This window comes from Variovorax sp. PCZ-1 (assembly GCF_018413605.1).
Classification (GTDB): Bacteria; Pseudomonadota; Gammaproteobacteria; order Burkholderiales; family Burkholderiaceae_C; genus JANMDU01.
The window spans coordinates 130,364-148,318 of the sequence record NZ_JAHCDN010000001.1 but is presented as its reverse complement, the minus strand read 5'-3'; the positions used below and the strand labels follow the sequence as shown (position 1 = coordinate 148,318).

Annotated in this window: 16 protein-coding genes; 5 read left to right on the top strand and 11 right to left on the bottom strand. The window is 54.9% G+C overall.

The genetic code is table 11. The annotated features are described in order from the left end of the window. Window positions 1–18: 18 nt before the first annotated feature. From rfaE1 to gyrA, 9 genes are all read right to left on the bottom strand, one after another. Window positions 19–960 (bottom strand): D-glycero-beta-D-manno-heptose-7-phosphate kinase, encoded by a 942-nt coding sequence (rfaE1, locus tag KIH26_RS00785; RefSeq protein WP_349627830.1) that lies wholly within the window; start codon window positions 958–960, stop codon window positions 19–21. Further along, window positions 957–2,084 (bottom strand): lipopolysaccharide assembly protein LapB, encoded by a 1,128-nt coding sequence (lapB, locus tag KIH26_RS00780; RefSeq protein ID WP_213441507.1) that lies wholly within the window; start codon window positions 2,082–2,084, stop codon window positions 957–959. Before lapB ends, rfaE1 begins: the two co-directional genes overlap by 4 nt. Next, window positions 2,084–2,371, bottom strand: a complete 288-nt coding sequence (locus tag KIH26_RS00775) for a LapA family protein (RefSeq protein ID WP_249660888.1) — start codon at window positions 2,369–2,371, stop codon at window positions 2,084–2,086. Before KIH26_RS00775 ends, lapB begins: the two co-directional genes overlap by 1 nt. Window positions 2,372–2,429: 58 nt before the next feature. Further along, window positions 2,430–2,741, bottom strand: coding sequence for an integration host factor subunit beta (locus tag KIH26_RS00770; protein ID WP_213441505.1), 312 nt, complete (start codon window positions 2,739–2,741; stop codon window positions 2,430–2,432). 16 nt (window positions 2,742–2,757) lie between these two features. Beyond that, window positions 2,758–4,437: a 30S ribosomal protein S1 gene (gene rpsA / locus KIH26_RS00765; RefSeq protein WP_213441503.1), complete on the bottom strand. Its 1,680-nt coding sequence runs from the start codon at window positions 4,435–4,437 to the stop codon at window positions 2,758–2,760. Between the two features lie 170 nt (window positions 4,438–4,607). Next, window positions 4,608–6,596 carry a bifunctional 3-phosphoshikimate 1-carboxyvinyltransferase/cytidylate kinase gene (locus KIH26_RS00760; RefSeq protein WP_213441501.1) on the bottom strand — a complete coding sequence of 663 codons (1,989 nt, stop codon included), beginning with the start codon at window positions 6,594–6,596 and terminating at the stop codon, window positions 4,608–4,610. Window positions 6,597–6,607: 11 nt separating this feature from the next. Next, the gene (locus tag KIH26_RS00755) at window positions 6,608–7,477 is read right to left on the bottom strand and encodes a prephenate dehydrogenase (protein WP_213441499.1); all 870 of its coding nucleotides are present in this window, start codon (window positions 7,475–7,477) and stop codon (window positions 6,608–6,610) included. Between the two features lie 14 nt (window positions 7,478–7,491). Beyond that, window positions 7,492–8,577 carry a prephenate dehydratase gene (pheA, locus tag KIH26_RS00750; protein ID WP_213441497.1) on the bottom strand — a complete coding sequence of 362 codons (1,086 nt, stop codon included), beginning with the start codon at window positions 8,575–8,577 and terminating at the stop codon, window positions 7,492–7,494. 54 nt (window positions 8,578–8,631) lie between these two features. Beyond that, complete coding sequence (gyrA, locus tag KIH26_RS00745) at window positions 8,632–11,289, bottom strand: DNA gyrase subunit A (RefSeq protein WP_213441495.1); 2,658 nt, start codon at window positions 11,287–11,289, stop codon at window positions 8,632–8,634. A gap of 294 nt (window positions 11,290–11,583) precedes the next feature. On the opposite strand from gyrA, the gene ompA reads away from it, so the two are divergent. From ompA to KIH26_RS00720, 5 genes are all read left to right on the top strand, one after another. Beyond that, entirely contained in the window at window positions 11,584–12,273 is a 690-nt protein-coding gene (gene ompA / locus KIH26_RS00740) for an outer membrane protein OmpA (protein ID WP_213441493.1), read from the top strand. Between the two features lie 93 nt (window positions 12,274–12,366). Then, window positions 12,367–13,089, top strand: coding sequence for a bifunctional 2-polyprenyl-6-hydroxyphenol methylase/3-demethylubiquinol 3-O-methyltransferase UbiG (gene ubiG / locus KIH26_RS00735; RefSeq protein ID WP_213441491.1), 723 nt, complete (start codon window positions 12,367–12,369; stop codon window positions 13,087–13,089). Window positions 13,090–13,167: 78 nt separating this feature from the next. Further along, complete coding sequence (locus KIH26_RS00730; protein ID WP_213441489.1) at window positions 13,168–13,839, top strand: HAD family hydrolase; 672 nt, start codon at window positions 13,168–13,170, stop codon at window positions 13,837–13,839. Between the two features lie 10 nt (window positions 13,840–13,849). Then, window positions 13,850–14,356 (top strand): hypothetical protein, encoded by a 507-nt coding sequence (locus tag KIH26_RS00725; RefSeq protein ID WP_213441487.1) that lies wholly within the window; start codon window positions 13,850–13,852, stop codon window positions 14,354–14,356. A gap of 56 nt (window positions 14,357–14,412) precedes the next feature. Beyond that, entirely contained in the window at window positions 14,413–15,651 is a 1,239-nt protein-coding gene (locus KIH26_RS00720; protein ID WP_213441485.1) for a hypothetical protein, read from the top strand. Between the two features lie 120 nt (window positions 15,652–15,771). Here KIH26_RS00720 and phhA read toward each other — a convergent pair whose 3' ends face one another. After that, window positions 15,772–16,608 carry a phenylalanine 4-monooxygenase gene (gene phhA / locus KIH26_RS00715; RefSeq protein WP_213441483.1) on the bottom strand — a complete coding sequence of 279 codons (837 nt, stop codon included), beginning with the start codon at window positions 16,606–16,608 and terminating at the stop codon, window positions 15,772–15,774. A gap of 5 nt (window positions 16,609–16,613) precedes the next feature. Beyond that, the gene (gene hppD, locus KIH26_RS00710) at window positions 16,614–17,714 is read right to left on the bottom strand and encodes a 4-hydroxyphenylpyruvate dioxygenase (RefSeq protein ID WP_213441481.1); all 1,101 of its coding nucleotides are present in this window, start codon (window positions 17,712–17,714) and stop codon (window positions 16,614–16,616) included. Window positions 17,715–17,955 lie beyond the last annotated feature (241 nt).

The following is a 17,955-nucleotide window of genomic DNA, read 5'->3' as shown; positions in this document are numbered from 1 at the left end:
TAGCACTCTGCGCAGATTTTATAAGGGCGAATGGCCAAAAACCTCCTCAAAACTCACTGTGGCTGTACCAAACTTACCAACGACAACGGCGCCCGCTTTGTTAGCATGAGGTAAGGCATCGCGCAGTGTCATGCCTGCGGCAAGCAGCGCTGCCAGTGTGGCGATCACTGTGTCGCCAGCGCCCGTCACGTCATACACCTCACGCGCTTGCGTGCTTACCGTCAAATCACCCGCCGCATCAAACACGGTGATGCCTTCTTCACTGCGCGTGAGTACGATGGCTTCCAAATTGAGCTGAGTGCGCAGGTTTTGCGCTTTGCTGCGCAGTTCATCTTCGCTGTGCCAACTCCCCACCACTGCGCGCAAGTCCGAGCGATTCGGCGTGATGGCCGTAGCGCCTGCATAGCGCGAATAATCGCTGCCTTTGGGATCAATCAGTATCGGCTTACCAGCTTGGCGAGAAGCCGCAATCAGAGGAGCAACATATGCCAAACTGCCCTTGGCGTAATCAGAAAACAGCACACAGCCGTGTAGCGGCATACGCTCTGCAAATACTGCCGCTTGTACAGCGAGAGCATCATGGGTGGGTGGTGTTTCAAAATCCAGTCGCAGCAATTGCTGTGCGCGACCAATCACACGCAGCTTCACCGTGGTTTGCAATCTCTCGTCGAGTGCAAGATGGCTGGTGATGCCGCTGCCTTCGAGCAAAGTTTGTAATTTCCGCCCAGCTTCATCTGCCCCCACCACACCGATGAAACTGGCCTGCGCGCCTAAGCTGACCACATTGGCTGCGACGTTGGCCGCTGCGCCCATGCGCTCTTCATCGCGCTTGACATGCACCACGGGCACAGGCGCTTCGGGGCTGATGCGCTCCACATCGCCATACCAATAGCGATCCAGCATCGCATCACCGACGACAAGCACACTGGCTTGTGAAAGTTGCTCTCTGCTTATCGTCACAACTCTTCTACTCTTCTCGTGCTGTAACTGTCCCAGCTCTGGCAGCCGGGGCATTGCCAGAAATGGCGGCTGGCTTCGAAGCCGCAGGAGGCGCAGCGGTAGCGTAGCAAGGGCTGTGCGGCTTTGTCTAAAGCGCGTTGAATATCTTGGTCGAGACTTTGGGTTTTGAGCAGCTGCGCGGCGATCACGAGCGATGGCTCTTGCTTTAAATGAGCCAACTGCTGCTCGCGTAATGCGCTCTCGCCAGAAGCGCTGGCACGCAGTTTAGCCAACGCTTGCAACACATCGAGGGAATGCGTGCTGTCATACAAGGCTTGAAGTACGGGCTGCACGTTGCCCGCGCGCTGGCTTTGAATCGCGAGCATAGCCACTTTATCTGCTATCAAAGGCGTAGCGCTTGGCGCAGATTCTATAACGGCCAACAACAGATTTAATGCCTCATGGGTGTCACCGGCCTGCTCTGCAAGCTCAGCCAGGGCAATACGAGCACGTCCTGATTGCGGCGCGAGTTCGATCGCTTTGGAAAGCAGTTTGTGCTGCTGCTCTGGGCTTTGACCAGCAGCTTGCTCACACAAATAGTGCGCTGCTCGGGTGCTGAAATCACCTTGCCCGCTGGTTTGCAATTGCTGGGCAATGCGCTCGGCCTGCGGCCAATCACGTGTGCGCTCGTAAATGGCCAAGCGCGCTAAACGAGCCTGCGTTTCAAACTTACTGCCCTCGAGCTTGCCCAGAGCATCTTCTGCACGATCTAGCAAGCCTGCTTGCAGAAAATCCAGCGCCAATGCATGCTGCGCTCTCTCGCGCTCTGCGTTGGACAAATCACCACGCGCAAGTAGGTGCTCATGCACGCGCACAGCGCGATCGTATTCACCACGGCGGCGAAATAAATTACCCAAAGCGAAATGCAGCTCTGACGTATCCGGGTCTTTTTGAACTGCTTCAATAAAGGCATCAATGGCTTCATCTTGCTGCTCGTTGAGCAAATGGTTCAAACCTTTGAAATAGGCTTTGGGTGAGCGGCGGTTGTCGATGCGCAGTTGGCGCATATCAAGGCGTGATGCGAGCCAACCGAGTACGAAGGCCAGGGGCAGGCCGAGCAAGAACCAGGTGACATCGATCTCCATCAAGCTGCTCCGTCCTGCGCGCGCGGTGGCGGTATGCTGACCGTTTGCGTAGCTGCGGTTTGTTGTGCTTTGCGCTGCTTCCACCAGCGTGGCAACATGCCAAGCACACCGATGAAGAGGCCTGCTGTGAACGCAATCAAGAGCAAGACCACCAAAGGCGCTTTCCATTCATTGCCAAAGAAAAAATGCGCAGCCACTTCATGCTGATTGTTCAGCGCAAAGGCGAAGAGTGTAAAAAAAATGGCTGCCTTCAGTATCCACCGAAGCAGCCACAGGATGTTTTGCATATGTCTCTGAGGCTAGTTAGCTCAGATTCTACGGGCAAGCCATCAATACAAATAAGTTTTAAAGCAGACCTTTTTGACGCATCTCTTCCGTCTTGGCGTCCACAGCTTCACGGAGGGCTTTGCCCGGCTTGAAGTGAGGCACGCGCTTCTCTGGAATCGTCACGGATTCGCCGGTGCGGGGATTGCGCCCCACACGCGGCGGCCGGCGGTTCACCGAGAAGCTGCCAAAACCTCGGATTTCAATGCGGTGGCCTTTGACCAGCGCATCGCCGAGCGCGTCAAGAATCGTCTTGACGGCAAACTCGGCATCGCGCTGGGTGAGCTGCCCAAATTGCAAGGACAGCGCTTCAACGAGGTCAGAACGGGTCATGAGCCAGCGTGTTAGATCAGTTGTTATCCAACTTTGCGCGCAGCAGAGCGCCCAAGCTCGTCGTACCAGCAGACTCGCGGCTGGACGATTGGCTCAGATCGGCCATCGCAGCTTGCTCGTCGGCAGAATCCTTGGCCTTGACGGACAGGGAAACTTGACGGCTCTTGCGGTCGATGTTGGTGACAACTGCAGTGACTTCGTCGCCTTCTTTGAGCACGTTGCGTGCGTCTTCCACGCGATCACGGCTGATTTCGGAAGCGCGCAGGTAGCCGATGATGTCTTGGCCGAGATCGATCTCAGCGCCCTTGGCATCCACCGTCTTGACCTTGCCGGTCACCACAGCGCCTTTGTCGTTGACAGAGGCGAAGGTGGTGAAGGCATCGGCGTCGAGTTGCTTGATACCGAGGGAGATGCGCTCACGATCCACGTCGATGGCGAGAACGATGGCCTCAACATCTTGGCCTTTCTTGAAGTTCTTGACGGCGGCTTCGCCGGTGTCGGTCCAAGACAGGTCAGACAGGTGCACGAGGCCGTCGATGCCAGCAGCCAAGCCGACGAACACGCCGAAATCGGTGATGGATTTGATCGGGCCTTTAACGCGATCGCCACGCTTGGTGGCTGCTGCGAATTCTTGCCACGGGTTGGCTTTGCATTGCTTCATGCCCAAGGAAATACGGCGCTTGTCTTCGTCGATCTCCAAAACCATGACTTCCACTTCCTGGCCCATGGTCACGAGCTTGTTAGGAGCCACGTTCTTGTTGGTCCAGTCCATCTCGGAGACGTGCACGAGGCCTTCGATGCCTGGCTCGATTTCCACAAACGCGCCGTAGTCGGCGATGTTGGTGATCTTGCCGAACATACGGGTCTGCGCTGGGTAGCGGCGAGCCACGCCCATCCAAGGATCGTCGCCCATTTGCTTGAGGCCGAGGGACACGCGATTTTTGTCGGTGTCAAACTTGAGCACTTTGGCGCTGATTTCTTGGCCAGAGGTCACCACTTCGCTTGGGTGACGCACGCGACGCCATGCCATGTCGGTGATGTGCAAGAGGCCATCCACACCGCCCAGATCGACGAATGCGCCGTATTCGGTGATGTTCTTGACGATGCCCTTGACGATAGAGCCTTCTTTCAGGTTTTCCATCAGCTTGGCGCGCTCTTCGCCCATGCTGGCTTCTTTGACAGCGCGGTGAGACAGAACGACGTTGTTACGCTTGCGATCAAGCTTGATCACTTTGAATTCCAAAGTCTTGTTCTCGTACGGAGACAGGTCTTTGATCGGGCGGGTTTCGATGAGCGAACCGGGCAAGAAAGCGCGGATGCCGTTGACCAAAACAGTGAGGCCACCTTTGACTTTGCCAGAGGTCACGCCAGTGACGAATTCGCCGGATTCCAGCGCTTTTTCCAGGCTGAGCCAAGAAGCGAGGCGCTTGGCGGTGTCGCGCGAGAGGATCGTGTCGCCATAGCCGTTTTCAACAGCGCCGATGGCCACAGACACGAAATCGCCCACTTTGACTTCGAGTTCGCCTTGGTCGTTTTTGAATTCGGCGATATCGATGAACGCTTCGTTTTTCAAGCCTGCGTTCACAACAACGTGGTTGTGATCAACACGCAAGACTTCAGCGGTAATAACTTCACCGGAGCGCATTTCAGTGCGCTTGAGCGATTCTTCAAAGAGGGCTGCAAAAGATTCAGACATGAGAGTTCCTGTTGCGCAAAGCATGCGAATAGCGACGGGATGGCGCTTCAAATTCGATAGCAGTTAGCGCAGGTTTTGTGCCGGCTAGCGGCGGGTTAGGTTTAAAAATCCGATCAACCGTGCGCATGCAGCGCGAGGGGTGTTGAGCGGGGCTTCTTGCTAAGCAGTGATCACACGCCTAGCTTGCTTTGCCATTGGTTGGAAACAAAAGCCACCGATTCTTCAATGGTTTGCCCAGAATTATCCAAGAGCACAGCATCCTCGGCGGGTTTCAAAGGCGCAGATGCGCGGGAAGAATCCCGCAGATCGCGCGCTTCTAGGTCAGCGCGAAGACTATCGAGTTTAGCAGAAATTCCCTTTGAAATCAACTGCTTATAGCGCCGCTCGGCACGGGTGGCTGCGTTGGCAGTGAGGAAAATTTTGAGCGGGGCGGTGGGGAAAATCACGGTGCCCATGTCTCTGCCGTCTGCAACGAGACCAGGAAGGCGAGCAAAACTATGTTGCAAAGCTGTCAAAGCCTCTCGCACAGCGGGGAAAACCGACACCTTGGATGCGCCCATGCCCATTTCTTCGGAGCGAATCAGCTCGGAGACATCATCTTCATTGAGCAGCACGGTTTGGCCTTCAAAGACGACTGGCAGATGAGCTGCTAATTTAGCCAGCCCCGCTTCGTCGTCCCAAGAAATGCCCTGCTGCTTGGCGGCCAAAGCAGTGAGACGATACAGAGCCCCAGAATCGAGATAACTAAACCCAAGTTGCTGCGCCACACGGCTGGCCAATGTGCCTTTGCCGGAGGCCGTGGGGCCATCAACACAGATCACGGGAACGCTGCTCGGCTTGACGACCGAGAACAGGGTTTCAAAATAATCGGGGAAGGTTTTCGCCACGCATTTCGGATCTTCGATCCGCACGGCCTTTGACGCAGGGTTGAAAGCCGCGAGCGAGAAACACATGGCGATGCGGTGATCGTCATAGGTGTGGATGCTGGCGGCTTTCCAAGCATTCAAAGCGGGAGGCGTAACGCTGATGAAATCTTGGGCTTCAACCACGGTCGCGCCAAGCTTGCGCAGCTCAGTGGTCATCGCGGCAATGCGGTCTGTTTCTTTCACGCGCCAGCTGGCGATGTTGCGCAGTGTGGTTGTGCCTTCGGCGTACAAAGCCATCACAGCCAGCGTCATCGCAGCATCGGGAATGTGGTTGCAATCCAGGTCAATCGCTTTGAGCGGCCATGCGCCCTTGCTGATCTCCAGATGATTCGCGCCACTCGTAATCTGCGCACCCATGAGCCGCGCTGCATCCACAAAGCGGATATCGCCCTGAATCGCGTTTTCACTCAAGCCTTCAATACGAATTGAGCTATTTGTCGTCGTAGATATTGCGCCAAGTGCTATGAAATAACTAGCAGATGAGGCATCGGCTTCCACCCAGATTTCGCCGGGTGATTGGTAGCTCGCGCCTTGGGAAATCGTGAACCGCTGCCATCCATCACGCTTCACGTTGATGCCAAATTTCGTCAGTAGATTCAGCGTGATTTCGATATAGGGCTTGGAGATCAGCTCACCAATCACATCGATATGAATATCTTGTTTGGCGACCAAAGGCAAAGCGAGCAGCAAGGCGGTGAGGAATTGGCTGGATACATCGCCACGCACAGCAATCGGTGCATCCAGTTTCAAACCAGGCGTACCAATTTTGAGAGGTGGGAAACCATCGTTGCCCGTGTAATCAATCTGGCAACCGAGCTGACGTAGTGCATCGACCAAATCGCCAATCGGCCGCTCATGCATGCGAGGCACACCTGAGAGCGCGAAATCGCCGCCGAGTACGGAGAGGGCTGCTGTGAGTGGGCGCATTGCTGTGCCTGCATTTCCGAGGAAGAGCTTCGCTGGGCTTTTGGGCACACCGCCACCCAAGCCAGTGATCGCGACATCTGTCGGCACACCAGCAACGCCTCGCTCCACGCCGCAGCCCAGTTGCTCTAAGGCCGTCAGCATCACCCGCGTGTCATCCGAATCCAGTAAGTCATGGATCACCGTACGGCCACGGCTTAATGCTGCTAGCAACAGCACGCGATTGGAAATACTTTTGGAGCCGGGCAGTTGCACCGTGCCAGCGGCGCTTTGCAGAGGTGGCAAGTCGAGATAAGCTGTATTGAACATCTCAATGAGCGTTACTTACGCTGCGTCATCTTCCACTGAGCTCGCGTCAAGCTAGCGCGATCAATCTCATGCTCCAGCTGATCAGCTTGCTCTGCCTGCATCAAGCGCTCCAGCGCATGCAGCGCTTTTTGAAAGTGGCGCGATTGTGCCAGTAGCTCTTGGCGATTGGCCATGAGCACATCGGTCCACAGCTTGGAGTCGCTGGCCGCAATACGTGTGAAGTCTCTGAAGCCCATGCCGGCGAGAGACAAATACTCACGGCCATTGGGCTGATCAGTGATCGCATTCATCATCGCAAACGCGATCAAATGCGGCAGATGACTCACGGCCGCATAAGCAGAATCATGTGCCTCGGGCGACATTTTCAGCACCTGGCAGCCCAGCGCTTCCCAGAGCTTGGTGGCTTTGTTGAGCTGCGCAGTTTGCGTGCGCTCAATTGGCGTGATGATGACTTGCTTGTTTTGATAGAGCGTCACATCCGAATGCTCCACGCCGGAGAGCTCTTTGCCAGCAATTGGGTGCGCCGCGACGAACACACCCACTTGTTCTTTCAACACACGGCGCGCCGCATCCACCACATTGCGCTTGGTCGAGCCCACATCCATCACCAAGGTCTCGGGTGAGAGGATGTGTTTGATACTTTTCAGTGTGGACTCAATCGCGGCCACAGGCACAGCGATCAGCACCAAATCCGAGCCCGAGGCGGCGAGCAAAGCAGAAGGTGCCTCCACATCAATCACACCCATTTGCAAGGCGCGCTGCGTGGTCGATGGTGATTTGCTATAGCCCACCACTTTTTTGACCAAGCCCGCTTTTTTCATGGCCAAGGCAAATGAGCCGCCCATCAGGCCACAGCCGATCAATCCGAGTTGGTCAAACATGATGCTTGTTCTTCTTAAGAGCTAACTGGGTACGAGCCCAATACTTTGAAATAAGCACAAAGCCCTTGCAGCTCGGTCAAAGCCTTTGCCACATTCGCGTCTTGCGAATGGCCTTGCAAATCGATGTAAAAATAATACTCCCATTGCCCAGTGCGCGCGGGGCGAGATTCAAAGCGCGTCATGGATACACCATGATTTTTCAGTGGCACGAGCAGATCGTGCACTGCACCCGGTTTGTTGGGCACGGAGATGATCAGGCTGGTGCAATCTTTCCCGCTGGGGCTGGGCGCAGGAATGGTATCCGGCAGCGCGATGATGCAAAAGCGCGTGCGGTTGTAGGCATCGTCTTGAATCGCATGGCTCACGATATGCAAGCCGAATACGCTGGCTGCACGCTCGCCTGAAATACCTGCCCAGTTGGGGTTCTCTGCTGCCAAGCGCGCGCCTTCTGCATTGCTGGACACTGCTTTGCGCTCCGCATTTGGCAAATGCTTATTGAGCCACTCTTGGCATTGCGCGAGCGCCTGTGGGTGCGCAGCCACCACCTCAATGCCTTCTAAGCTCTGCGATTGGCGCAACAAATGATGGCGCACCAGCAAACTCACCTCACCCACAATATTCGCAGGCGTTTGCAGCATCAAATCCAAGCTACGTGTGACAGGGCCTTCCGTGGAGTTTTCCACACCGACCACACCAAAATGCGCCGAGCCAGCCGCCGTGGCTTGAAACACTTGATCAAATGTCGCGCAATAAATCAACTCAACGCTTGATCCAAAAAACTCCAACGCAGCTTGCTCACAAAACGTACCTGCAGGCCCGAGCACAGCTACGCGTTGCGCGGCTTCCAAGCTGCGGCAAGCAGACATCACTTCACGCCAGATGTGGCTGATGTTGTCTGCCTTCAAAGGCCCTGCATTGGTCTCTTGCAGTTGGCGAATCACCTGCTCCTCACGCTCCGGGCGATACACAGCTGAGCCTTCTACGCGCTTGATTTCACCCACTTCGCCAGCCAATGCTGCGCGACGATTGAGCGCAGAGAGCAGTTCGCGATCTACTGCATCAATCTCAGTGCGTAGCTGGGAGAGTGTTTTATTGCTCATAATGGCATACAGACGGCATAGATACTGCGCGGAATGCTATTGAAATAATAGTGATTAAGCATCCGATGTTGGCTCTTCACCACCTGTGCCGTCTTCGCCATTGACATCATCCGCGGTTGCGTCAATCGCAGCATCGTTCTCCACAATGCGCTGTAAGCCACTGAGTTTGGAGCCATCATCCAAAGCGATCAAGGTCACGCCCTGCGTCGCTCGGCCCAATTCGCGGATCTCGGATACACGCGTACGCACGATCACGCCTTTGTCGGTGATCATCATGATTTCGTCATCCGCATGCACAAGAGTAGCCGCCACGATCTTGCCATTGCGCTCACTCTGCTGGATGGCAATCATGCCTTTTGTGCCACGGCCGTGGCGCGTGTATTCTTGAATGTTCGTGCGCTTGCCGTAGCCGTTTTCTGTGGCGGTGAGCACACTCTGCTGCTCATCTTCTGCGACCAGCAAGGCAATCACGTTTTGCCCGTCTTCGAGCATCATGCCGCGCACGCCGCGCGCTTGTCTGCCCATGGGGCGCACATCGTTTTCATCGAAGCGCACGGCTTTGCCACCATCGCTGAAAAGCATCACATCGTGCTTGCCATCAGTGAGCGCAGCGCCGATCAAGTAATCGCCTTCGTCCAGATCGACAGCAATGATGCCGCCTTTGCGTGGGTTGGAGAATTCGTCCAGCGCCGTTTTCTTCACAGTACCGAGATTCGTGGCCATGAAGACGAAATGATCCGCAGGAAATTTGCGGTTCTCGCCCGTGAGCGCGAGCACGACGTTGATCTTCTCGCCATCGGCCAGTGGGAACATATTGACAATCGGCCTGCCGCGCGAACCACGCGAGCCTGCTGGCACTTCCCAGACCTTGAGCCAATACATGCGGCCACGGTTGGAGAAACAGAGCAAGTAGTCGTGCGTGTTAGCAATGAAGAGCTGGTCAATCCAATCGTCTTCCTTGGTTTGTGTGGCTTGCTTGCCGCGCCCGCCGCGTTTTTGTGCGCGGTATTCGGAGAGCGGCTGGCTCTTGATGTAGCCTGAGTGGCTGAGCGTCACCACCATATCGGTTGGCGTGATCAGATCTTCGGTGGAGAGATCTTGCGAGTTGTGCTCGATTTCGGAGCGGCGTGCGCCGAGCTTGGTCTGACCAAACTCATTTTTGATCGCCACCAACTCTTCGCTGATGATCGCGCCCACGCGCTCGGGCTTGGCCAAGATGTCGAGCAAATCGTCGATCACGGCCATGACCTCTTTGTATTCAGCAACGATCTTGTCTTGCTCAAGACCCGTCAAGCGCTGCAAACGCATGTTCAAGATTTCAGTGGTTTGCGCCTCAGACAAACGATAGAGGCCATCTTTCTGCAAACCAAATTCGCGCTCCAAACCGTTGGGGCGATAGTCATCCGCGCTGATGACTGAACCATCAGCTTTCGCTCGCGTGAGCATCTGCTTAACAATCTGCGAGTCCCAGGTCTTGCTCATCAGCTCGGCCTTGGCCACGGGAGGTGTAGGCGCGTTGCGGATGATCTTGATGAACTCATCGATATTGGCCAATGCAACCGCCAAACCTTCGAGCAAATGGCCGCGATCACGCGCCTTGCGCAACTCAAATACCGTGCGGCGTGTGACGACTTCTCGGCGATGCAGCAGGAAGACGCTGATGAGGTCTTTCAGATTGCACAGCTTGGGCTGGCCATCCACCAAGGCCACGGTGTTCACGCCAAAGGTATCTTGCAATTGCGTGAGTTTGTAAAGGTTGTTAAGCACCACCTCAGGTACTTCACCACGCTTGAGCTCAATCACCAAGCGCATACCGGATTTGTCGGACTCGTCTTGGATGTGTGAAATGCCTTCGAGCTTTTTCTCGTGCACGAGCTCTGCAATGCGCTCTTGCAAAGTCTTCTTGTTGACCTGATACGGCAGCTCATCGACGATGATGGCTTGGCGTGAGCCTTTGTCAATGTCTTCAAAATGCACTTTCGCGCGCATCACCACGCGGCCACGCCCAGTGCGGAAAGCCTCTTTCACGCCACTCGTGCCATAAATGATGCCGCCGGTGGGGAAATCGGGCGCGGGAATGATTTCCATCAGCTCGTCAATGCTGGCTTCTGGATTTTTCAGAAGATGCAAGCAGGCATCCACCACTTCGTTCAAGTTGTGCGGCGGAATATTCGTCGCCATACCCACGGCGATGCCGGTGGAGCCGTTAACGAGCAAGTTGGGAAACTTTGCTGGGAGCACCAAAGGCTCTTTTTCGGAGCCGTCATAGTTGGGGCCGAAATCTACCGTTTCTTTATCAATATCCGCAACCAGCTCGTGAGCAATTTTTGACAAGCGGATCTCGGTATAGCGCATCGCTGCTGGGTTGTCACCATCCACCGAGCCGAAATTACCTTGTCCATCGACCAGCATGTGGCGCAACGAAAAGGGCTGCGCCATACGAACGATGGTGTCGTAAATCGCAGAGTCGCCGTGAGGGTGGTATTTACCCATCACATCACCGACGATACGCGCGCTCTTGCGGTAGGGGCGGTTGTAATCGTTGTTCTGCTCATGCATGCCATAGAGCACGCGGCGATGCACAGGCTTCAAACCATCGCGCGCATCAGGAAGCGCTCGCCCCACAATCACGCTCATCGCGTAATCAAGGTAGCTGCGGCGCATTTCCTCTTCTAGGCTGATGGGCAGGGTTTCTTTGGCGAATGATGTCATTTTTTGCTGCGCAGACTGCTTTTAGGGGCGTATTTGAAGCGGCAAAGATGTCGCTCAAAACCAACGATTTTAGCCCGCTTTCCTTCCTCTTCTGGACTCCGAAATCGCGCTTTCAGGCGCAGAGATCAAACCCAAAAGTGTCGCTCCACAGCAACAATTTGCTTTCAAGCCAAGATGTAAGCGACGAAGCGTTGGACAGGGCTTGTGACTGTGGCACAATGATTCAACGAGTTAACCCCTACCGACTCGCTTGGTGCAGCTAGCCTAGCTGTGGTATCAATTTTGAGGATGAACATGAAAAAACTGAATTCTGTCGCCGCGTTGTTCGCAACCGTCGCATTGGCTGGCTCTGCTTTTGCCGCTGGCTCCAACACCGCATCTGACAACTGGCGCTCTGGCCACGGCAATCTGCAGTGGAAAAATGCCGACGGCACCCTCTGCTGGCGTGATGCCGCTTGGACGCCTGCAACGGCTGCCCGTGGTTGCGATGGCGCGATTGTTGCACCTGCACCTGCTCCAGCAGCAGCTCCTGCTCCTGCTCCAGCACCCGCTGCTGCAGCTCCAGCCGCAGCGCCACGTCCAGCACCAGCTCCAGCTCCAGTTGCTCCTCCAGCTCCTCCTGCAGCCACGAAAGTGACCTACGCTGCTGACGCTTTCTTTGACGTCAACAAGTCTGTCATCAAGCCAGAAGGCAAGGCCAAGATGGATGATTTGGTCGGCAAGATCAAGGACATCAACCTCGAAGTGATCATCGCCGTCGGCCACACCGACAGCGACGGTGGCGATGCATTCAACCAGAAGCTCTCTGTTTCTCGCGCTGAAGCTGTGAAGGCTTACCTCGTGTCCAAAGGCATCGAGAAAAACCGCGTGTACACCGAAGGCAAGGGCGAGAAGCAGCCAGTTGCTGACAACAAGACCAAAGAAGGCAAGTCGAAGAACCGCCGCGTCGAGATCGAAGTGGTCGGTACCCGTACCAATCGTTAATTGGCACTTAGCGCCAAGCGCTAATCTTCGGATTTGCGCTCAAAAAAACCGCCTTCGGGCGGTTTTTTTATGTCTGCGTCACAATCTAGACCTATGTCATTACACACTGCAACTGCCACCAACGCTGATCCCGCCGAACTCGCCAAATTCTCCGCCCTTGCCCATCGCTGGTGGGATACAGCCGGCGAATTCAAACCCTTGCATGCGATCAATCCCCTGCGCCTAGATTGGATTGATGGCCTCGCGCCGCTCAAAGGCAAACAGGTGCTCGATGTGGGCTGCGGCGGTGGGATTTTGGCGGATTCGATGGCGCGGCGTGGTGCGAATGTGCTGGGTATTGATCTTGCGGGCAAGGCACTCAAAGTCGCGCAATTACATGCACTGGAGGCCGAAACGCCGAACATTGAATACCGCGACATCAGCGCCGAGACCCTAGCGCAAGAGCAGCCAGCAAAATACGACATCATTACTTGCATGGAAATGCTCGAGCATGTGCCCCAGCCCGCCTCCATCGTGCAAGCGTGTGCCAAGATGGTCAAGCCCGGCGGTTGGGTGTTTTTTTCCACGATCAATCGAAACCCGAAAGCTTGGCTGCTGGCCGTGGTGGGCGCGGAATATGTGCTCAACATGCTGCCGCGTGGCACACATGATTACGCCAAGTTCATTCGTCCGAGCGAGCTCTTGCGCGACGTACGCGAGGCGGGTTTGCAAGAGCAGGAGATGCGCGGCTTGCAACACAATCCGCTCACAGGCCGTTATTGGCACAACCAAGACACGAGCGTGAATTACATGGTGGCGACGCGCCGCATCAGTTGAATGCTACGAATTTAGTAGCACTTCGCGCAGATTCTATGCCGGCGAACTACTCAAAATGCTTTAAAAATACTTGAAAAAATGCCTTCTCTCTTTGCTCCTCAAGCCATCTTCTTCGATCTCGATGGCACCTTGATCGACAGCGCCCCTGATCTAGGCGCTGCTGCTGATAAGTTGCGCACGGATCGCGGCCTGCCTTCGATTGACTATGAACGCTATCGCCCAATGGCTGGTGCGGGGGCGCGGGGCATGCTGCAAATAGCCTTTGAGATGAAGCCTGATCACGCGGATTACGAAGCTTTCCGCGAAGAGTTTTATGTGAACTATGAGCGCAATTTGACTGCTCGCACCTTTGCTTTTGATGGCGTGAGCGAATTGCTCTTTGCGATTAAACGCAACAATATGCCGTGGGGCATCGTGACGAATAAATCGAAGCGCTTTACCGATCCGCTGGTGGTGCAAATGCCGCTGCTGCATGGCGCAGCCGCCGTCATCAGCGGCGATTCCACGCCGCACACCAAGCCTCATCCCGAGCCTGTGCTCGCTGCGGCGCGCATGGCCGGTATTGATCCTCGCAAGTGCTGGTACGTAGGCGACGATAAGCGCGATATCGATTCTGGCCGCGCTGCAGGCATGGCTACCATCGCCGCCAACTGGGGCTATCTTGGCGAGCATGCGGTACACAGCTGGGGTGCTGATGCGGTGCTGGATCAACCTGCACAGTTGATTGAGTTGCTGGGCTGGAGCGCTTGAGGCATTGCAAATGCGAACCCTGATCACTCTCTTTTTAATAGCTGCTTGCGCAATGAAAACGCCGGCTAGAGCATCAAATGAGTCATGTTTTGATGATCAGAATCTGAAAAACCTACAAGCCAGCAGCAAGCAGCGCGGCACGCTTATTTATGTGTGGTCGCCTCGCATGGTGTACTCCGTGCAAAACATCGCCATTGCTTCGCGCGCGGCAGCAACTGCAGGCTTAGATTTGGTGGTGCTGCATGACATGCGAATACCCAAAGACGAGTTTGTGCAAGCTCGTCAACGCTATGCGAGCTCGACAACTGAGGTTGATCTGGCGACACCGCCTTTTGTATCGCCGCTGGATCAGAGCAAACCTCTGTGTTCTGCTCAATTGATAGAGCGCGAAGCTCTGAGGCATTTTCCAACCGCTTTTGTGATCACGGCACGTGGTATCCATGCTCAACCCGTGGTTGGTGCGATGCCTTTTAGCGCTTGGATCAGCAGCTTGGATCAGCGCATGAAGCAGCCATGATATCGTTCAGCACACATCGAAATGCTATTTACTTTATAGCATTCTGCGCAGTATCTATGCCGTCAATTGGCCAAAATGCCTCTATAAATTCCGAGAGAAACGCTCCCCAAGCTTGCATTCCTGCACACCAGTTTGTAGAGCTTCCTGCCAATATCGCCGGCATGCAAACGGATGCCTATGGCAAGACGACAGTCGCACTGGGTGCGTACGAACGCGTCAGCCCAGATGGGCGCTACATCTTGCGCAGCTACTCTGGAAGCAAGCTCGGCGAGGTGAGTTTGATCGAATTGTCGGCAGATGGGCAGATTGTTCGCGCGATTCCCACGCCGCTCAAAAACGAAGCCTTTCCTGTGCAGAGCAGTTGGCGCTATTTGGTCGATACGAATGGGGATCACTATACTTTTGAGAGCCTTGTGCCCAGTGCTCAGGTAGCCAACCCAAGCGAAAAACAAACGCTGTCAAGTTTGGCGAACCGGCAAATCATGCTTGAGGCACGCGCGCGCGTCAAACCTCAACCCGTTTTTCGTGGTGGTATGGATGGCTTCTACGCTGCGGCCGCTGAATTGCCGTCTGCAAAGCCCGGTCACATCCGCATCCGCTCGCTCTCTTGGCCAAATGCGAGTGGCGATTCGCAAACGCAAGGCGAAGGCGCACTCGTCTCGCGCACGATCGAGGTGGATACACGAACGCATCGCATCACACAAGACACTGGCCCTGTGTTTCACTGCAAAGAGCGCGTTCGGCAAGACGGCTTGCTGTATGCCTTGCCCATGATCAGCGTCGATGGCACGGAGTTCGCAGCGCTGCCGCAAATGCCGCTGGAGGGCAAGCAGACGATGCGTGTCTTTGGCTTCAATGAAAACGGCAGAGGCTGCGAAATACGCGAGGCTTTTGATTTCTCCAGTGGTAAAGCGATCTTTGGATTTGCGCAAACGAATCAGGCCGCAAATCTGGCGTGGGAATACCAAGGCTTCGCATATTGGTACAGCCGCGAACTCAAGCGCCCGTTCAACATCGCGCCATCCGAACTCGAAGGCCGTCCCACAGGCACAGATTACGATCTACAGGCCAGCGCTTTCCCCGGCCTCACACGCGATGGCCGTGTGATCTATGGCGCGACCTTGAAGGACTGCAAGAACGGCGCGTGCAAAGAGCGCGTCGGATACATGATCAGCGATCCGTATCAAAGCAATGCTTATCGAAATTTCATGTTGACCTACAAGGGCACGGCACGGCAGCAATGCATCACGCTAGGCGATGTGTTGCGCGCGAGGGCGGAGGCTTTGGTTAAATAAGCGATAGAACACAAAATGCGCAGAAGCTACGCAAAAGACGTAAAAAAGAAGACGAAGCGGTTTTAAATTTTGGTTTCCACTTCTGCGTTTTTTGCGTATTTTTGCGACTTTTGCGTTCTTCTAGCTGAGCGCCAACTGTCTGTAATAAGGCGTGAAATCCGGCGCAGTCAACGCCAGCAGGGCTTCAAAATTTTCGATCACGAAATACTGTGACTGATACGAATCAATCTTGTAGGTTGACGCCATGCAGCGCAGTATTTCTTGCGGATGAGTGAGCGGCAAGCGCTCAGGCTCGGGCGACTGCACGCTATGCGCGAGCTCACCTGGGCTGCTCAGAATACCTGCGCCGTAAGCACGTACATCTTCGCCCTCTCGCTGCAGACCGAATTCAATGGTGTACCAATACAAGCGCGACAAATGCTCGACTGCAGCTTGACAACTCTCATCCTTGTTTTCTAAGGCATGCGCTTTCAGCGCGCCCTGGCCATAAGCTTGAATGTGATCGGCATACGTGCGATCAAAGAGCAGAGGCACATGCCCAAAGAGATCGTGAAAGATATCAGGCTCGACGACGTAATCCATCTCAGCTGGTGTGCGAATCCAATCGGTGACGGGGAATTTGCGATTGGCCAGCAGTGTGAAAAATGGCACTTCGGGAATCAGCCCCGGCACGCCGACGAGTTGCCAACCCGTAGCGGGCAAGAGGCGCGCGTTGATGTCTTCAAAGCGTGGAATACCTTGAGCGGCATTGAGCTGTGGCAGCAGATCGATGAATCTTTGCGCGGCTAAGCCTGGCAGCAAAGCCCGCTGTCGTGAGTAAAGCTTACGCCATGTATCGTGATCGTCTTCGGTGTAGGCCGTAAAGTTTTGATCGCAGGTGTAATCCTCACGCGCTCGCGAATAGTCCCCACGCGGGGGGCGATCAGATTGACCATAGATCACAGGTTTGACAGCCATCGTCTTTACGCTTTCAAAGCTCCGCGCTTGATTTGATCTAGCTCCATCGTCTCAAACAGCGCTTTGAAGTTACCTTCGCCAAAGCCTTCATTGCCTTTGCGTTGAATGAATTCAAAGAAGATCGGGCCAAGTTGGTTCTCGCTGAAGATTTGTAGCAGCAACTCATCTTTGTTGCCATCAACGAGGATGTTGCGTGATTTCAAACCTTCCACATCTTCACCATGGCCAGGGATGCGCTTGGGCAGAAGCTCGTAGTAGGTCTCGCTGGTTTGCAAGAGCTTCACCCCCGCCATTTGCAGCGCATCCACCGTGTCATACAAATTCGTCGAACCCATGGCAATGTGCTGAATGCCTTCGCCGCGATAGCGATCCAGATACTCGGTGATCTGTCCGGCCTTCTCATTGCCTTCTTCGTTGATCGGGATACGAATCTGGCCGCAGGGGCTGGTCATGGCCTTGCTCTTCACGCCTGTGGCTTGGCCTTCGATGTCAAAGTAACGTACTTCGCGGAAGTTGAAGAGGCGCTCGTAAAACTCTGACCATTCGTTCATGCGCCCGCGATGCACGTTGTGTGTGAGATGGTCGATGTAGGTGAGGCCGTGTCCGGGTGGGTTCAGATCAGTGGCTGTGATGCCGGGCAGCGGCTCGAAATCTACATCAAAGAAACTGATGTTGCCAAGATCACCATCATTCGCACCATTCTTACCGCGCCATTTGTCCACGAAATAAATGACTGAATCGCCAATGCCCTTGATGGCTGGGATGTTCAGCTCACCGGGGCCCGCCGTGCCGCCATAGCTCCATGCGCCCAGGCTCACCGCGCGCTCATGCGCAAACTTGGCATCCTTCACACGAAACGCAATCGCACAAATGCTCGGGCCATGCAGGCGCGCAAAGCGCTGCGCAAACGAATCCGGCTCTGCATTGATGATGAAGTTGATCCCGCCTTGGCGATAAAGCGTCACGGCTTTGTGGCGATGCTTGGCAATCGGCTTGAAGCCCATGCGCTCAAAGAGTTCGCCCATGGCTTTTGGATCGGGCGCGGCGTATTCAATAAATTCAAATCCGGCCGTGCCCATGGGATTGTCCCAAGTTGTTGTGCTCATCGCTTCTTACTTTCTGGTTAGCTGCAGTGGGATTTTTTGAACGCAGAAGGCGCAAAAAGAAAACCAAAAATCAATTCATGAATCGAGGAGGGAGCAGTTATAAACTTTTGGAGTTCTTTCTGCGTCTTCCGCGTATTTTTTGCGCCTTTTGCGTTCAAAAGGAACTGTAGATCGCGGACACGTCATTTTTCCTGCAATATCCACTACGAATTCGCATGAATTTGCAGTTTTCATGCAAAAT

Excerpts from the sequence above, each read along its gene's own strand:
- ompA (WP_213441493.1), top strand. The coding sequence starts at position 11,584 with ATGAAAAAACTGAATTCTGTCGCCGCGTTGTTCGCAACCGTCGCATTG.
- gyrA (WP_213441495.1), bottom strand. The coding sequence starts at position 11,289 with ATGACATCATTCGCCAAAGAAACCCTGCCCATCAGCCTAGAAGAGGAA.
- lapB (WP_213441507.1), bottom strand. The coding sequence starts at position 2,084 with ATGGAGATCGATGTCACCTGGTTCTTGCTCGGCCTGCCCCTGGCCTTC.
- KIH26_RS00725 (WP_213441487.1), top strand. The coding sequence starts at position 13,850 with ATGCGAACCCTGATCACTCTCTTTTTAATAGCTGCTTGCGCAATGAAA.
- KIH26_RS00770 (WP_213441505.1), bottom strand. The coding sequence starts at position 2,741 with ATGACCCGTTCTGACCTCGTTGAAGCGCTGTCCTTGCAATTTGGGCAG.
- KIH26_RS00760 (WP_213441501.1), bottom strand. The coding sequence starts at position 6,596 with ATGTTCAATACAGCTTATCTCGACTTGCCACCTCTGCAAAGCGCCGCT.
- rpsA (WP_213441503.1), bottom strand. The coding sequence starts at position 4,437 with ATGTCTGAATCTTTTGCAGCCCTCTTTGAAGAATCGCTCAAGCGCACT.
- KIH26_RS00755 (WP_213441499.1), bottom strand. The coding sequence starts at position 7,477 with ATGTTTGACCAACTCGGATTGATCGGCTGTGGCCTGATGGGCGGCTCA.
- KIH26_RS00775 (WP_249660888.1), bottom strand. The coding sequence starts at position 2,371 with ATGCAAAACATCCTGTGGCTGCTTCGGTGGATACTGAAGGCAGCCATT.
- KIH26_RS00720 (WP_213441485.1), top strand. The coding sequence starts at position 14,413 with ATGCCGTCAATTGGCCAAAATGCCTCTATAAATTCCGAGAGAAACGCT.
- KIH26_RS00730 (WP_213441489.1), top strand. The coding sequence starts at position 13,168 with ATGCCTTCTCTCTTTGCTCCTCAAGCCATCTTCTTCGATCTCGATGGC.
- ubiG (WP_213441491.1), top strand. The coding sequence starts at position 12,367 with ATGTCATTACACACTGCAACTGCCACCAACGCTGATCCCGCCGAACTC.
- phhA (WP_213441483.1), bottom strand. The coding sequence starts at position 16,608 with ATGGCTGTCAAACCTGTGATCTATGGTCAATCTGATCGCCCCCCGCGT.
- pheA (WP_213441497.1), bottom strand. The coding sequence starts at position 8,577 with ATGAGCAATAAAACACTCTCCCAGCTACGCACTGAGATTGATGCAGTA.
- hppD (WP_213441481.1), bottom strand. The coding sequence starts at position 17,714 with ATGAGCACAACAACTTGGGACAATCCCATGGGCACGGCCGGATTTGAA.